This window comes from Halodesulfurarchaeum sp. HSR-GB (assembly GCF_031432215.1).
Taxonomy (GTDB): domain Archaea; phylum Halobacteriota; class Halobacteria; order Halobacteriales; family Halobacteriaceae; genus Halodesulfurarchaeum.
In genome coordinates this window covers 488,465-502,944 of sequence record NZ_JAVKGN010000001.1, presented here as the reverse complement: position 1 = coordinate 502,944, position 14,480 = coordinate 488,465, and the positions used below count along the sequence as shown (strand labels likewise).

Sequence of the window (14,480 nt, the reverse complement as noted above, 5' to 3'; positions counted from 1 at the left end):
GGTCGACTGTCGTGCCGTCGAGACTGATTCCCGCGTCTTCAGGCGCGGGAGGAGGTCAATGTCTGTATATCGCATTCACAGCGAAGTGCAAGATGGAGGCCGTCTATTGTGACCTGGTGACACACCTTTAGGCAGACCATTACTACCTGAAAGGGGCCTCCAATTGCTGGTATGGCCACGAGAATGGATGAGTTTCGGGGAGCATCGGACTCGAAACCGAGGGAGCGACTCGATCGGTCCTACCGGGAGCTCGAAGCAGTCCTGGAGCAGTCCGACCTCGAACGCGAGGCGCAACTCGCCGAAGCGGTCATCGACGCCATCGACGCGGTCGAGAAGGCCCGGACGCTTGCTGGGGATCGGCCTGACAATGGGTCGTTCTCTTGGGGCATCCAGTAGCCCACCGGCTCACTCTCTTCAACTGTTCTTGGTCCCTGTTCGCGCCCTGCTGAGTGCACTCGCTCGGCGCTGGAATCGTCTCGGCTGTTCGCGGGCTACAGTCGCCTGGCGACGTCCTCGGCGAAGTAGGTGAGGATCAGATCCGCGCCGGCCCGCTTGATCGACTGGAGGGATTCGAGGGCCGTCGCTTCGAGGTCGAGCCACCCCTTCTCCGCGGCCGCGTGGAGCATGGCGTACTCGCCGCTGACGTTGTAGGCCGCGACCGGATATTCGAAGGACTGGTCGACCGCCCGGACGACGTCGAGGTAGGGCAAGGCGGGTTTGACCATCAGCACGTCGGCACCCTGCTCGACGTCGAGGGCGACCTCACGCATGGCCTCCTCGGCGTTTCCCGGGTCCATCTGGTAGTGGCGGCGATCGCCGAAACTCGGTGCGCCGTCGGCGGCGTCCCGGAAGGGCCCGTAGAACGCGGACTCGTACTTCGCCGCGTAACTCATGATCGGGGTGTGCTCGAAGCCCGCCTCGTCGAGGGCTTCTCGCAGGGCCCCGACCATCCCGTCCATCATTCCGCTCGGGGCGACCATGTCCGCCCCTGCCTCGGCGTGGGAGACTGCGGTCCGCGCGATGTGTTCGAGGGTCGGGTCGTTGTCGACCGTGAGCGTCACGTCCTCGGGCGCGCCGGGTTCCAGCACGCCACAGTGACCGTGGTCGGTGTACTCACAGAGACAGACGTCCGTGATGAGATAGGCTTCTGTCGCCTCGCTCACGCGGCGGGTCGCCTCCTGGATGACACCGTCCTCGGCCCAGGCCCCCGAGCCCTCGGCGTCTTTCTCCTGGGGCACGCCGAAGAGGATCACCGCTTCGATGCCGGTCGCGAGCACTTCCTCGACTCGCTCCGTGATCTGGTCCAGCGGGACCCGCTCGTGGCCGGGCATCGAGGGGATCTCGACCCGCTCGTCGATCGTCGCGTCCACGAACACGGGCGCGATCAGGTCCGACGGGGAGACTGTCGTCTCCCGGACCAGCTCGCGAATGCCGTCCTGGCGCAGGCGTCTGGGGCGTCGGGTCTGTTCCATACCCGTACTGACCGCCCCACGCAAAAAGAGACTCCGACTGTCAGTCCGCGGCCGCGACCGAATCGGCAGCGCCGTTCGCCTCGAGGGCGTCCCAGACCATCTCCGCGAGGTCGACGACCTCGATGTCGTCCTGATAGCCGCCGGACTTGGCGCCGTCCTCGTACATGGTCATACACATCGGACAGGAGACGACGAACTGGTCGACGTCCTCGCCGCCCGAAGTGTCCTCGAGGGCCTCCCGGATCCGCTCTTCGGCCGGCTTCTCGTCCTCGTCGGGGTCGAGCCAGAGGCCGCCGCCACCGCCACCACAGCAGTAGGAGTCGGACTTGTTCCGGGGCATCTCGTCGAGGTCGGCCCCCGTGGAGTCGAGCACTGCACGCGGGGCCTCGAACTCGTCGTTGTACCGGCCGAGGTGACACGGGTCGTGGAAGGTCGCGCGGGTGTCCAGTTCCGTGCCCTCCAGGGGCAGCGCGCCGGACTCGACGAGGTCCTCGACGACCTGGGTGTAGTGAACCACGTCGTCACCGCGCTCCCAGCCGAACTGCTCGTACTCGTTCTTGAAGGTGTTGTAGGCGTGGGGGTCCGTGGTGACCATCTGGTCGTAGTCCACGGCCTCGAAGGTCTCGATGTTCTCCATCGCGAGCATCTCGAAGAGCCCTTCCTCGCCCACGCGGCGGATGTCGTTCCCGGCGTTTTTCTCGTCCTCGTAGAGGATGCCATAGGAGACGTCCGCGGCCTCGAAGATCCGGGCCAGGGAGCGAGCGACCTTCTGGTTCCGGTCGTCGAAGCTCGGGTAATCACCCACGTACCAGAGGTACTCGACCTCGGTCTCGCGGGCATCGGGGATGTCGAATTCGAGTTCCTCGGTCCACTCCGCCCGCTGGGCCTCGGGCTCGCCGAAGGAGTTGCCCTGCTGGAAGAGGGCCATCATGGCCTCCTGGACGTTCTCGTCCATCGCGCCGGACTCGGTGAGCCGACGGTTCATCTCCGTGAACTGCGTGACGTGCTCGATCTCGACCGGACAGGCATCGACACAGGCCATGCAGGTCATACAGGACTCCATGGTTTCCGGGTCGATGACCGAGTCCTCCTCGCCGGAGATGATCGGGATCTCCTCGGTCTCGCCGGCTTCGAGTTCCCGGCCGTACTTCCGCAGGTCGAGGATGACGTTTCGCGGGTCGAGCGGCCGACCGGACTGGTTGGCCGGACACACCGAGGTACACCGGCCACACTTCGTACAGGCGTCGTGATCGAGCAGTTGCTTCCAGGAGAAGTCCTCGATATCGGTGGTGCCGATCTCCTCGGGACTGGCGTCCTCCGGAACGCCCGGCAGGCGAACGCCGGCCTTCGGATCGCGGGTCACCACGTTCGCGTAGCTCGTGAGCATGTGCACCGGCTTCGCGTAGGGCACCGTGGCGACAAAGCCCAGCGCGAGCAGGGCGTGGGACCACCAGAGCGGGCGGTAGAGGGTCGCGGCCATCTCGGGGTCCATGCCGAGGCCCGTGAAGACCGAGGCGAGCGCGTAGCCGACGACGCTCACGGTCTCGAACTCGGGCATTCCGGCACCGACGATGCGAATCGACTCCTGGAGGAACCCGCCGACGCCGAGCAGGAACAGCGCCCAGACGAAGAGGTCGTCCTCCAGCCGGGTGTGTTCACCCCAGAGCCGGTCCTTTCGGGTCACGTAGCGCTGAGACAGGGCCATGGCCATCCCGACCACGAAGACGAAACCCATGATGTCGGCCATCATCGAGACCGACTGGTAGAAGTCGCCGACGAAAAAGCGATCCTGCTGGAGCAGTTTCACCCAGATGTCCATCTCGAAGGCGACGATCGTCGTCGTCATCAAAAGCGCGAGGAACCCCCAGAAGATGAAGGAGTGCATCAACCCCGCGAAGAAGTCCCTGTCGAACTGTTTTACGTTACTCCCGACGATCCTGGTCGCCTCCACGGTCCGGCCGACGAGGTCATCGAGTCGCTCGAAGGGGTCTTCGGCCCCTTGCCGATAGCGCTCGACACGGCGGTAAAAGCCGTAGGCGAACAGCAGAACGGCCACGATCGTGAGGTAGTAGAAGACCAGTTCCCCCGCGTGGCTGATCTGCCAGAACGCTTCACGCGTGATATCACTTGCCTGTGCGAGTAGCACCATACGGGATGCTCTCCCGACGCCGCGCATAAAACTTTCCAAGACCCCCGAATACCTGCGAAACTCGCCCCCTTCTGGGGGAAAAATTTGCGGGAAGTGTGGGACATGCACACGGATTTCACGCCCGATTCGAGCCCAATTTCGGGGTGCGCACGCCATGTTGGATGCGGCTCGACTCGCTGGAAGCGACCCGCGGCCGCGAGCGCGCGCCAGGCGACGACAGACCTATGCGGCTCGCCGGACCAAATTTTGGTATGGGTGACCGGACGTCGGAACTTCGTGACCTCTTCGAGTCGGTGACCGGCACCGAGACCGTCACCGAGCGCCAGCAGGACACGCGAGGGACTCTCGGATCCGAGCAGGACGTCCGGGCGGCGTTGATCGAGGCGATCGAGGACATGCGCGAGGCACTCGAATTCGAGACGGGTTGCGCCACAGCGCAGCTGGCGACGATCGTCGAGGGCTACTACGCGGGCCGTTCGGACGCCGAGATCGCCGCCGAACACGAGGATCTCTCCGAGGCGGCGGTAACGACTGCTCGCTACGATCTGCATCTCCAGCGATCGACCGATCCCGACGAGCGAAGCCAGGCAGTCAGGGCCGAACGCCGCCGGGTCGCCGATCGCTACCGACAGGCCTTCGAGTCGATCCTCGAAGACCGGGACATCGCGGACCGGCTCACGTCGAGTCTGGAGGAGACCGGGCTGGACGAGTCCCTGGCGGACCAGGAAGTCGACGTCGACATGTAAGTTTAGGGGCGATGACCGGCCCACCCGGGTTCGTGTCCGAACGCCTCGCTCTCTCCGATCTGGCCCTCGCGGCGTTCTGCCCGCGGAAACTCTATTACGCCAGGCAGAACGACCGCTCGCCGCCGCCCGAACACGCGGCGGCACTCGAATTGAGCCGCCAGTACGAAACACTGCTCGCCGATCCGGACTTGAGGCCGGCGGCCGACCTCGCCGTCTCCAGGGGGACGTTTTACGAGCGACTTCGAGCGCTGCGAGCGTCCCATCCTCGCTGGGCCGACCTGGTCGACCCCGACCGGACGGACGTGCTTCTCACGGGCAAGGACGTTCGCGGGCGCGTCGCGAAAGTGCTCGCCGACCCGCTCGCGCCGACGATCGTTTCCGCCGGCTCACCCCCGCCGGAGGGCGTCTGGCAGCCACAGACGGTCAAAGCCGTCGGCGCGGCCAAGGCACTCGCCTGGACGGCCGCGACAGAAGTCGAGACGGCCTACGTCGAGTACCCTCGGCACGGAATCGTTCGCTCGGTGCCGCTCACGACCCGTCGGAAGGCAACCTATCGCCGCACTCTCAGGGCCGTCCGGTCGATGGACGGCCCGCCACCCCGGATCGGCGACGACGCCAAGTGCGAGACCTGTCGCTTCGCTGGTGAGTGTGGGACACAGACCCGTTCGCTCGCCTCGCTCCTGCCCGGCGGCTAGTGGCTCGCGAGCCAGTCCCGGATGGCATCAGCCTCCGGGCCCTCCCTGAGCAACTCGTCGGTTGCCACGTCGACCACTGTGCTCCCGGCGCCACCGCTCCGGCCGGCTTCGAGGATCACGGCCACGGCCGCTTCGAGTTCGGGGTCGACGGCTTCGGGGCGGGTCGCGCTGGGTCGGCCGCTGACGTTGGCGCTGGTGGCGGTGATCGGTGCGAATTCCGCCAGCAACGCCTGGGCGACCGCGTGGTCAGGCACCCGGATGCCGACCTTCGCCCGACCGCCCGTGAGCACGTCCGGGACGATCGGCTTCCGTTCGAGGACCACCGTCACCGGGCCGGGCAGGAACGCAGCCATGAACTCGGCTTCCCGCTCGCTCGGGGTGACGTAGTCCCGGGCCGCCGCGGCGCTGGGAACCGCGAGCGAGACCGGTTCGTCTCGGTCCCGGTGCTTCGCGTCGAACACCCGATCGATCGCCGCTGGGTCGAGGGCGTCGGCCCCCAGCCCGTAGACCGTCTCGGTGGGGTAGACGACGAGTTCGCCCCGATCGAGCGCCGCGGCCGCTCGCGTTATGGCGTCGTCCTGCCGTCCGTCGAGCCGTTCGGCCATGGTTCCCATCTCGGTGGCGGGGGCAAAGAAATCCCGGATCGGCAAACGACTACGGGGCTGGGCACCGAGGCAACGATATGCGAGTCAGTGTCATCGGTGGCAGTTCCGTGGACGCAGAAACCGACGAGCTGGCCGAAGAACTCGGCGAGCGACTCGGCGAGCGCGGCCACGACGTTGTCTGTGGCGGGCTCACGGGCGTGATGGAGGCGGTCGCTGCGGGGATGGCCGAAACGGGCGGCCGGACCATCGGCATCCTTCCCGGGGACGACCGTGCGGCGGCCAACCCCCACATCGACGTGCCGATCGCGACCGGACTGGGAAACGCCAGGAACGTGCTGGTCGTCCGGAACGGCGACGCGGTGATCGCCATTGATGGGGGCTACGGCACGCTCTCGGAACTCGCTCACGCGCTGGATCTGGACCGGCCGGTGGCGGGGATCGAAACCCACGACGTGGCCGGCGTCGAAGCCGTCGATTCGCCGTCCGCGGCGATCGAATACGTCGAATCGGTCGTCTAGAGTGCTTCGAGTGCGTCTTCGAGCGCGTCGTAATCCGGGAACTGCGGCCAGGCCTCCGCGACCCAGTCGAAGGCGACGGTCCGGTCGGGTTCGATGAGATAGAGCGCGAGGCGGGGCTCCTCGATCCCTTCCATGCCGTCCAGGTCGTGTGCCAGGCCGTACTCCGCGGCCACTTCGTTTTTCGGGTCCGAGTAGAGGCCGCGGATGGCCTCGATCCCACGGTCCTCGATCGTGCGGGCGTGGTCGTAGGGCGTGGAAATCGTGATACCGACAACCTGGGCCGGCCCCGAGAGGATCGACCGATCTTTGAGCGCGTTGTAGACGTAGGTCGTCGGGAACGCCCGGTCCATCGGGTGGAAGATGAGGAGGACCGGCCCGTCCTCGAGGACATCCGAGAGCGCGGTGTCCTCCCAGAACTCCTCGTTGACGAGGGGCCGAGTGAAATCGGGCGCTTTCTCGCCGGTCTCAAGGTGATCTGTCGGTTCGAATTCGGTGACTTTTCGCCGCATCAGTCTCCACCCCGGTTCCGGTAGGTCTTGTAGAGGTATTTGACGATCCGGGGACTCTCGCCCATCGTCACGCCGGTGTTGTGATCCACGATCACCGGCACCTCGCGGTTGCCGGAGAGACGCTGGACGACGTTTCGCTCGGAGTGTTTTGCCTCGACGAAGCGGGAGTGATAGGAGACGTCCAGGTCCTCGAGGGTCCGGACGACTCGTTCACAAAACGGGCAGCCCTGGAGCCGATACAGCGTGAGGTCGGTGTCCACGCTCGCGGGCTCATCGAGCGTCTGCTCTGCCATATCCGTGCTGAGGGATCGGCGGGGAAAACCTTGCCGAGTCCGGCTAATCCATCCGGGGGTGAAGAAATGCTTTAGGGGCCGCGCCCGGAATTTCGGGTGTTGATGGGTATACTTCCCGCTGCAATCGATGGGATCGGCGCTGGCTCGCCGGGACTCTGGGTCTGGCTCGGCTTCGCCTCGATCCTCCTGCTCGTGGCACTCTCCGCTTTCTTCTCCTCATCGGAGATCGCGATGTTTTCGCTGGCCCGCCACCGCATCGAGGCGCTCTACGAGGAGGGGGTCCCGAACGCGGCGACAGTCATGGAACTCAAGGAGGACCCCCACCGCCTCCTGGTGACCATCCTCGTGGGGAACAACCTGGTGAACATCGCGATGTCCTCCATCGCGACGGCCCTGTTCGGGGTCTTTCTCACCCAGGGCCAGGCCGTCTTCGCCGCGACCTTCGGGGTCACGGCACTGGTGTTGCTGTTCGGCGAGATCGCGCCGAAGTCCTATGCCGTCGAGCACACCGAGGAGTGGACACTCCGGGTCTCCCGGCCGCTCGCGCTCACCGAGCGTCTGCTCTATCCGCTGGTGGTGCTCTTCGATTACCTCTCCCGGATCGTCATCAAGGTCACGGGCGGGCACGCGGCGATCGAGTCCTCCTATGTGACCCGCGACGAGATCCAGAACCTCATCAAGACCGGCGAGCGCGAGGGCGTCATCGAATCCGACGAGCGGGAGATGCTCCAGCGCATCTTCCGCTTCGACCAGACCATCGCCAAGGAGGTCATGACGCCGCGACTGGACGTGACTGCGGTCGCCGCGGACGACCCGATCGAGACGGCGATCCAGACCTGCACTCAGAGCGGCCACGAGCGGGTCCCGGTCTACGAGTCGGATCTGGACACTGTCATGGGGATCGTCCAGTTGCGGGATCTGGTTCGTGAGTATCTCTACAGCGAGAATGGCGAGGCGACACTGCGCGATCTCATCCAGCCGACCCTCCATGTTCCCGAGTCCAAGAACGTCGACGAACTCCTCCAGGAGATGCAGGAAGAGCGGGTGGGCATGGTCATCGTCATCGACGAGTTCGGGACGACAGAAGGCCTGATCACCACCGAGGACATCATCGAGGAGATCACCGGCGAGATCCTCGAAGGCGGGGAGGAGCGCCCGATCGACCGCGTCGACGAGCAGACCGTGCTGGTCAGAGGCGAGGTCAACATCGAGGAGGTCAACGAGGCGCTTGACATCGAACTCCCCGAGGGCGAGGAGTTCGAGACCATCGCTGGCTTCATCTTCAATCGAGCGGGCCGGCTGGTCGAGGAGGGCGAGGTCTTCACCTACGAGAACATCGAGTTACGGGCCGAGCAGGTCGAGGACACCCGGATCATGAAAGCCCGGGTGACCAGACACGAGGGCGACGACGCGCTTCCCGATGCGGAGCGCCCGAACGTCGAGGAACTCTGATCAGAACAGCAGGGCGACGAGCCTGAACCCGCCATAGCCCACGACGATCGCGAAGACGAGCGAGCCGACCCAGGCGAGGGCCGTGTACCCCATTTTCGCCGCGCTCACGCCCTCCCGGCCCTCGACGGCCAGGCCGCTGCCCATGATTGCGCTCACGACGATCTCGTTGAACGAGACTGGCACGCCCAGCAGAACCGCCGTCTGGGCCAGTACGAAGGAGGGGATCAGCGCCGCGATGGAGCGTCGCGGGCCCAGCGAGGAGTAGTCCTGGGCGATGGCCTTGATCATCCGCGGCGCACCGGTCCAGGAGCCCACGAGCAACCCGAGCCCGCCACCCACCAGCACCATCGAGAGCGGGATTGAATCGCCCAGCAGTGGGATGAGCGGGCCGACGGCCAGCCCGACCTGGCTCCCCCCGGCCGAGAACGCGACCAGCCCGCCCATGGCGACCAGGAAGTGTCGCATGCCGGCGATCGGGTGTTTTCCCACGTCCCAGCGGAGGAGCACGGCCACGAGGATACCAAGGCCGACGGTCGCCAGGGCGACCCCGGCCGCGCCGAACCCGCCGATGCCGGCGATGCTCTCGGCGACCGACTGGCCCCCGTCGCCCCCGAGGATGTCAAAGCGAATGTTCGCGACGACGACCCCCACGAGCGCGCCGAGGGCCGGCACCGTCAGCTGATCGCGATCGACCGACCGGAGCAGCCTTGCGGTCGCGAACGCGACCCCGCCACCGACGAAGGGGACGGCGACCCAGAGCCCGACGATCTCGTAGTAGGCCGCCCAGGCGGGCGCACCGCCCAGCGCGAGGCCGACCCCGACTACGGCCCCCGTGACGGTGAAGGCCGTCGCGATCGGATAGCCCAGGAACACGCCCGCCGCCACCAGCGTGGCGGCGATGGCGAGCACGGTCACCACCGCAGCCGGCGTCAGCGTGACGCCCTGAATCAATCCAGTCCCGACCGTCTCGGAGACGTTTGCGCCCTGGAGGGCCGCACCGGCAAAGCCCAGGATCCCGACGAGGAACCCGGCCCGCATCACCGAGATGGCGTTTGCACCGACTGCCGGGGCGAACGGTGTGGAACCGCTCGATCCGGCCCCGATGGCCCACGCCATGAAGAGACTCGCCAGCGAGGCGACCACGAGGGTCAGGAGGGCTCCACCGCTCATTACTTTCGGATGGACGGGGCCACGATAAGTGCTTGGCGGCTCGGCTCAGGTCGTATGCGAGTCCGGTGACGTGTCGTCCGGGGTCTCTGTCCCCTCGGGGGCCTCGACGCCTTCGACTGCTTCGGCGATCTCTGTTGCTTTCTCGGTGTCCACGTGCCAGCGATCCAGGTCCTCGAAGGACTCCAGGTGCTCGCGGACCTCGTCTTTGAGCGTCTCGTCGTTCACGTTGACCTCGAAGACGAACTCCTCCTGGGAGCGCACCCGCTGGATGTTCGCGCTGATCAGGTCGTTGTCGAAGTAGTAGGGGGCGACCTGGGTCATCACCCGCTCGTAGACGGTGCTCTCGACCTTCCGGAGGGCCTTGCGACTGGCGGTGTCGGCCGCCCGGGCGACGTAATCGATGGTGTCCTGCCACTTCTCGACCGCGCCGTCGGTGTCGTTCTCCTCGATCTTCTCGTAGGACTCGGTGAGGTGCTCGCCCGCGGACTGGAGGTCATCGTCGGCGGTTTTGCCTTTGGCCTCTCCTTTTCCTTCACCCACGCTTGCCTGGTCGGCGGTCTTCGCCGAGACGTCCTCCTCGATCTGCTCGTGGATCTTGGGTCGCCACTCGACCCACTCCTCGAACGCGTCGGGATATTTCTCGGTGGCCGAGGCCTCTCGGAGGGCGGTGGTGATTCGTTCGCCGTGTTCGACGATCTCACCCCAGGTTCCACGTTGTTTGAAACCCGAGATGCTCTCTTCCATTATGCCCCGTAACCCAGCAGCGAGTATACACTTTTCCCCTCCATCGGGATCGGTAGCGCTAACCCGCCGCCGCGATTTCACCCGTGCATGCCGATTCGGGAGCAGGAACACGGCGCGCTGATCGACCACGCACTCGCGACACACACCCTCTCGCGGCTGCGATCGGTCGAGACCGAACAGATCGGGTTCCGAAAGGGGCTGGTGAAACTGGGCCGCATCTGTGGCTACGAGATCATCGACGGGGCGATGGACACCGAGTACGTCGAGATCGAGACTCCCCTGACCGACACGATGGGCCAGCAGGTCAGCGGCCTCGATGACGTGGTCATCATCAACGTCCTCCGGGCGGCGACGCCCTTTGTGGAGGGGTTGCTCAAGGCCTTCCCCTCCGCGCGCCAGGGAGTCATCAGCGCCGGCCGAAACGAGGGCGCCGGGATGACCGAGGACGGCACCTTCCCGATCGACGTGGATTACGTGAAACTCCCCGACATCTCGCCGGAGGATACGGTCATCGTCGCCGACCCGATGCTCGCGACGGGGTCGACGGCGACGACGGTACTTTCGCGGGTCGCCGAGGACGCCCCCGACGAGGCCGAGGTCATGCTGCTCGCCGCCGTGAGTGCGCCGGAGGGCGTCTGTCGCGTGGAGGACGAATTCCCCGATGTTTCCGTGCTCACCGTCGCGGTCGACGATCATCTCGACGAGGACGGCTACATCGTCCCCGGGCTGGGGGACGCCGGCGATCGAGCGTTCGGGACGGCCTGACCGGACGACACGAAACAAGCTATATGTCTCTCGCGGTCGGGACTTCGAGCATGACAGACGCCGATCGCTGTGACGCGTGTGGGGAGCCGGTCACCGATGCGCTGGCCCGAACTGTTCGGCTGACGGTCGACCGCTCCCAGATCGACTCCCAGCGACTGTGTCCGGAGTGTTTCGCGGCGTGGATCGACCGCTACGAGACGGAGATGCAACACGAGGCCGCCTCGACGGTCGTCTCCGAGGACGACGAACTCATCGTCGACTAGTCCGTGATGTCGGCCCGGCCGCTCGTGGCGCTTCGGAGTCGGTCTTTGAGCCCCGCGACCTCATCAACTGGCACGGTCACCCTGAACGAGACCGTCTCCTCGTAGTCGGCGTCGAACTCCACGTCGGCGGACTCAAGAATCCCTCGCACCGTGCCCGAATCGTCGTAGACGACCTCCACGTCGAAGGTCTCCTCCGGCCGCCGTTCGGTGATCCCAGCGTCCTCCACGGCCTCTTTCACACCCCGCCCGTAGGCTCTCGCCAGCCCGCCGATTCCCAGGTTGGTCCCACCGTAGTAACGGGCCACGACGGCCACCACGTTCTCCAACTCCTGCTGGACGAGGACGTTCAGCGCCGGTTTCCCGGCCGAACCGGTCGGCTCGTGACTGTCGCTCTGATACTCGCGAAGAATGTAGCCCGAGCCCGAATCGACCCGCACCCGGTAGGCCGGGATGATCGTCGCGCCGGAGAACTCGGCTCGCACCTCCTCGATGTACGCTTCTGCGGCGTCTTTGGATCGAACGGGAGCGACGTGGCCGGTGAACTCCGAGCCCCGGACCTCGAAGTACGCGCGGCCGACTTCGGCCACGGTGCGATAGGTGTCGGCCATCGTCCTGAATCGTCGGTCGACCGCCTTCGGGGTTGCGGTTCTCAGGCGATCTCGACCGACCGAACGAACTCCAGGTCGGTGAGCGCCGTCAGCACGTCGCCGGGGACCTGCTCCTCGGTGATGATGTGGAGACGCGGTTCGTCGGTGAAATCCGGATCCTCGCTGACGGCCTGCCGGATGGTGATGTCGTGCTCGGCGAGCAGGTTGGTCACTGCCCCGATAATGCCGGACTCCCCGGCGGAGCGGACCGAGATCGTCAGGACGGTCAGATCCAAAAGCGGGGCGAGATCCATCAGGCTCGGGATCTGTGAGATGTTGCGGAAGATGCGTTCGAGTTCCGGATCCTCGAGGATCGCGTCAGTCGTGGAGTCGACGACCCGACGGTCCACGCCCGCCTCCTCGGCGACCTGGGTGTTGGGGATCTCGATGGAGCCCGAGACGACCCGGCCCGCCTCGTTGACGGAGAACCCGCGTTCGAGCAGGAGTTTGACCACGGCCTGTTGCCCGGGACTCCCCTCGAACTTCTCCATGATGGCCTTGAACATCGACGATCACAGGGTCCCTTTCGTGCTCGGGGTTCCGCCCCGGCGGTCGTCCAGTCGCGTCGCGTCGTCCAGGGCCCGACCCACGGCTTTGAACAGCGCCTCGATCTCGTGGTGGGCGTTCTCGCCCTGGAACGCCACCTGGAGGGTGAGCCCCGCGTTCTCGGCGAGCGAGCGGAAGAAGTGGGTCGCCAGGACGCTCGTGAACTCGTTCACCCGCTCCTGGGAGAACTCGCCCTCGGCACTGAAAAACGGGCGGCCGCTCACGTCCAGCACGACGGTCGCACTCGCCTCGTCCATGGGAACCTGGCGATCCGCGAAGCGCTCGATGGCCCGGCGCTCGCCAAGGGCCTCGTCGATGGCCTGCCCGAGAACCACGCCAACGTCCTCGACGGTGTGGTGCTCGTCGACGTCGAGGTCCCCGTCACACCGCACGGTCAGATCGAAGTAGCCGTGGGTCCCAAAGGCCGTGAGCATGTGATCGAGAAAGCCCACGCCGGTGTCCACCGTCGTCTCGCCGGTCCCGTCGAGGTCGATCGTGACCGAGACGTCCGTCTCTGCGGTCTCCCGGGTTCGGGCCGCGTGCCGTTCGCTCATGGCTCAACTCTGCCGCGGGACGCATATGACCGTTGTGCTCACGCCACCGCGTCCTGGGCCTCGGCCAGCGTGAACGCACCCTCGTAGAGGGCCGTGCCGACGACGACCGCAGCGGCCCCGGCTTCCTGCAGCGCTTTGACGTCCTCGACGGTCGCGACGCCGCCGCTGGCGATTACCGGTACGTCCACGGCCTCGACAAGAGTTGCAACCGGCTCAGTACGTACGCCTGCCTGCTTGCCCTCCACGTCCACGTCGGTGAAGAGAATGCCCGCCGCTCCCATCTCCGCGTAGCGACTCGCGGCTTCGACAGGCGAGAGCCCGGTCCCTTCGGTCCAGCCGGAGACGACGACTTCCCCCTCCTTCGCGTCCAGGCTGACCAGCACGCTCTCCGGGTGGGTCTCGCTCACCGCTTCGACCAGGTCCGGATTCTCCAGGGCGGCCGTGCCCATGATGACCCGTTCGACGCCCGCATCGAGGAGCGCTCTGGCGTCCTCGGCCGTCCGGATGCCCCCGCCCAGCTGCACAGGGACCTCGACGGCGTCGAGGATCGAGTCGATCGCCGCGGCGTTCTGTCGCTCGCCCTCGAAGGCCCCGTCGAGGTCGACCAGGTGCAGCGTTTCGGCGCCCGCCTCGACCCACCGGGTCGCGGCCGCGACCGGCTCGCCGTAGCTCGTCTCCGTGCCGCGTTCGCCCTGGACGAGTTGCACCACCTCGCCGTCTTTGAGATCGACCGCCGGGATCACCTCGAAGGATTCGAAGGCCATTGCATCGCGGCTATGATGGTGGCCCTTTTGAACGTGCTGACTGTCCTCGTCGTGAGGCGGGCCAATCGCCAGCCAGTGGCCGTTTGGCCCCGTTTGCCTTTCGGCACGAAACTGGGGTGATGGAAACGACTATCACCTTGGCCTGTGAACAGATCCTCTGATGCCCACGGTAGAATACATCAACTACGAGGTACTCGACGACCAGGGCTGGGATCTCGAGGACGGCGACCTCTTCGAGAAGGCCGGCGACGCGGGACTGGACGACCAGGACTATGGCACACTCGACGTCGGTGAGGGCGAGTATATCCTCGAGGCCGCCGAGGCCGCGGGGTACGACTGGCCCTTCTCCTGCCGGGCCGGTGCCTGTGCGAACTGTGCGGGGATCGTCAAGGAGGGCGACATCGAGATGGACATGCAGCAGATCCTCTCCGACGAGGAGATGGAGGAGGAGAACGTCCGCCTGACTTGCATCGGCTCGCCCGCCACGGACGACGTCCAGCTGGTCTACAACGCCAAGCACCTGGACTTCCTCCAGGACCGCGTCATCTGATCGGGCCCGCCCGATTTCCCGTTGTTTTTTCGACCAAC

General features: G+C 66.0%; 19 protein-coding genes. 8 read left to right on the top strand and 11 right to left on the bottom strand.

The features are described 5' to 3' along the window. Positions 1 to 171 precede the first annotated feature (171 nt). Entirely contained in the window at positions 172 to 396 is a 225-nt protein-coding gene (locus RH831_RS02710; RefSeq protein WP_310552723.1) for a hypothetical protein, read from the top strand. 95 nt (positions 397 to 491) lie between these two features. On the opposite strand, the gene hemB is transcribed toward RH831_RS02710, so the two are convergent. Together hemB and RH831_RS02700 are read right to left on the bottom strand one after the other, a co-directional pair. Continuing rightward, positions 492 to 1,472, bottom strand: a complete 981-nt coding sequence (hemB, locus tag RH831_RS02705) for a porphobilinogen synthase (protein ID WP_310552722.1) — start codon at positions 1,470 to 1,472, stop codon at positions 492 to 494. Between the two features lie 40 nt (positions 1,473 to 1,512). Continuing rightward, the gene (locus RH831_RS02700) at positions 1,513 to 3,621 is read right to left on the bottom strand and encodes a (Fe-S)-binding protein (protein ID WP_310552721.1); all 2,109 of its coding nucleotides are present in this window, start codon (positions 3,619 to 3,621) and stop codon (positions 1,513 to 1,515) included. 251 nt (positions 3,622 to 3,872) lie between these two features. Between RH831_RS02700 and RH831_RS02695 the strand changes: the two genes are divergently transcribed. Next, entirely contained in the window at positions 3,873 to 4,367 is a 495-nt protein-coding gene (locus RH831_RS02695; RefSeq protein WP_310552720.1) for a conditioned medium-induced protein 4, read from the top strand. Between the two features lie 32 nt (positions 4,368 to 4,399). Further along, positions 4,400 to 5,062, top strand: a complete 663-nt coding sequence (locus RH831_RS02690; protein WP_310552719.1) for a hypothetical protein — start codon at positions 4,400 to 4,402, stop codon at positions 5,060 to 5,062. On the opposite strand, the gene RH831_RS02685 is transcribed toward RH831_RS02690, so the two are convergent. Continuing rightward, positions 5,059 to 5,667 (bottom strand): L-threonylcarbamoyladenylate synthase, encoded by a 609-nt coding sequence (locus tag RH831_RS02685; protein WP_310552718.1) that lies wholly within the window; start codon positions 5,665 to 5,667, stop codon positions 5,059 to 5,061. The genes RH831_RS02690 and RH831_RS02685 overlap by 4 nt on opposite strands. Before the next feature lie 77 nt (positions 5,668 to 5,744). Between RH831_RS02685 and RH831_RS02680 the strand changes: the two genes are divergently transcribed. Then, positions 5,745 to 6,185, top strand: a complete 441-nt coding sequence (locus RH831_RS02680; protein ID WP_070364060.1) for a TIGR00725 family protein — start codon at positions 5,745 to 5,747, stop codon at positions 6,183 to 6,185. Here RH831_RS02680 and RH831_RS02675 read toward each other — a convergent pair. Both RH831_RS02675 and RH831_RS02670 read right to left on the bottom strand, forming a co-directional pair. After that, on the bottom strand, positions 6,182 to 6,694 hold the full coding sequence (locus tag RH831_RS02675) for a redoxin domain-containing protein (RefSeq protein WP_310552717.1): 513 nt from the start codon (positions 6,692 to 6,694) through the stop codon (positions 6,182 to 6,184). The genes RH831_RS02680 and RH831_RS02675 overlap by 4 nt on opposite strands. Further along, positions 6,694 to 6,987 (bottom strand): glutathione S-transferase N-terminal domain-containing protein, encoded by a 294-nt coding sequence (locus RH831_RS02670; protein WP_310552716.1) that lies wholly within the window; start codon positions 6,985 to 6,987, stop codon positions 6,694 to 6,696. Before RH831_RS02670 ends, RH831_RS02675 begins: the two co-directional genes overlap by 1 nt. 102 nt (positions 6,988 to 7,089) lie before the next feature. On the opposite strand from RH831_RS02670, the gene RH831_RS02665 reads away from it, so the two are divergent. Then, positions 7,090 to 8,439: a hemolysin family protein gene (locus tag RH831_RS02665; RefSeq protein ID WP_310552715.1), complete on the top strand. Its 1,350-nt coding sequence runs from the start codon at positions 7,090 to 7,092 to the stop codon at positions 8,437 to 8,439. Here the strand turns inward: RH831_RS02665 and RH831_RS02660 are convergent, their stop codons facing one another. Beyond that, positions 8,440 to 9,609, bottom strand: a complete 1,170-nt coding sequence (locus RH831_RS02660) for an anion permease (protein ID WP_310552714.1) — start codon at positions 9,607 to 9,609, stop codon at positions 8,440 to 8,442. It abuts the gene before it with no gap. A gap of 45 nt (positions 9,610 to 9,654) precedes the next feature. Then, positions 9,655 to 10,353, bottom strand: a complete 699-nt coding sequence (locus RH831_RS02655; RefSeq protein ID WP_310552713.1) for a DUF5828 family protein — start codon at positions 10,351 to 10,353, stop codon at positions 9,655 to 9,657. A gap of 87 nt (positions 10,354 to 10,440) precedes the next feature. Between RH831_RS02655 and upp the strand changes: the two genes are divergently transcribed. Then, complete coding sequence (gene upp / locus RH831_RS02650; RefSeq protein ID WP_310552712.1) at positions 10,441 to 11,118, top strand: uracil phosphoribosyltransferase; 678 nt, start codon at positions 10,441 to 10,443, stop codon at positions 11,116 to 11,118. Positions 11,119 to 11,168: 50 nt separating this feature from the next. Further along, complete coding sequence (locus RH831_RS02645) at positions 11,169 to 11,381, top strand: hypothetical protein (protein ID WP_071932498.1); 213 nt, start codon at positions 11,169 to 11,171, stop codon at positions 11,379 to 11,381. On the opposite strand, the gene RH831_RS02640 is transcribed toward RH831_RS02645, so the two are convergent. Genes RH831_RS02640 through hisA form a run of 4 tightly spaced genes read right to left on the bottom strand, consistent with a single transcriptional unit; the run spans position 11,378 to position 13,892 of the window. Further along, on the bottom strand, positions 11,378 to 11,989 hold the full coding sequence (locus tag RH831_RS02640) for a YigZ family protein (protein WP_310552711.1): 612 nt from the start codon (positions 11,987 to 11,989) through the stop codon (positions 11,378 to 11,380). The genes RH831_RS02645 and RH831_RS02640 overlap by 4 nt on opposite strands. A 41-nt stretch (positions 11,990 to 12,030) precedes the next feature. Continuing rightward, entirely contained in the window at positions 12,031 to 12,534 is a 504-nt protein-coding gene (locus RH831_RS02635) for an amino acid-binding protein (protein ID WP_071932500.1), read from the bottom strand. Positions 12,535 to 12,540: 6 nt separating this feature from the next. Next, entirely contained in the window at positions 12,541 to 13,128 is a 588-nt protein-coding gene (gene hisB, locus RH831_RS02630) for an imidazoleglycerol-phosphate dehydratase HisB (RefSeq protein ID WP_310552710.1), read from the bottom strand. A gap of 38 nt (positions 13,129 to 13,166) precedes the next feature. After that, a complete protein-coding gene (gene hisA / locus RH831_RS02625; RefSeq protein ID WP_310552709.1) occupies positions 13,167 to 13,892 on the bottom strand; it encodes a 1-(5-phosphoribosyl)-5-[(5-phosphoribosylamino)methylideneamino]imidazole-4-carboxamide isomerase in 726 nt (241 codons plus the stop codon). Between the two features lie 160 nt (positions 13,893 to 14,052). Between hisA and fer the strand changes: the two genes are divergently transcribed. Next, positions 14,053 to 14,442 carry a ferredoxin Fer gene (fer, locus tag RH831_RS02620; protein ID WP_310552708.1) on the top strand — a complete coding sequence of 130 codons (390 nt, stop codon included), beginning with the start codon at positions 14,053 to 14,055 and terminating at the stop codon, positions 14,440 to 14,442. Positions 14,443 to 14,480 lie beyond the last annotated feature (38 nt).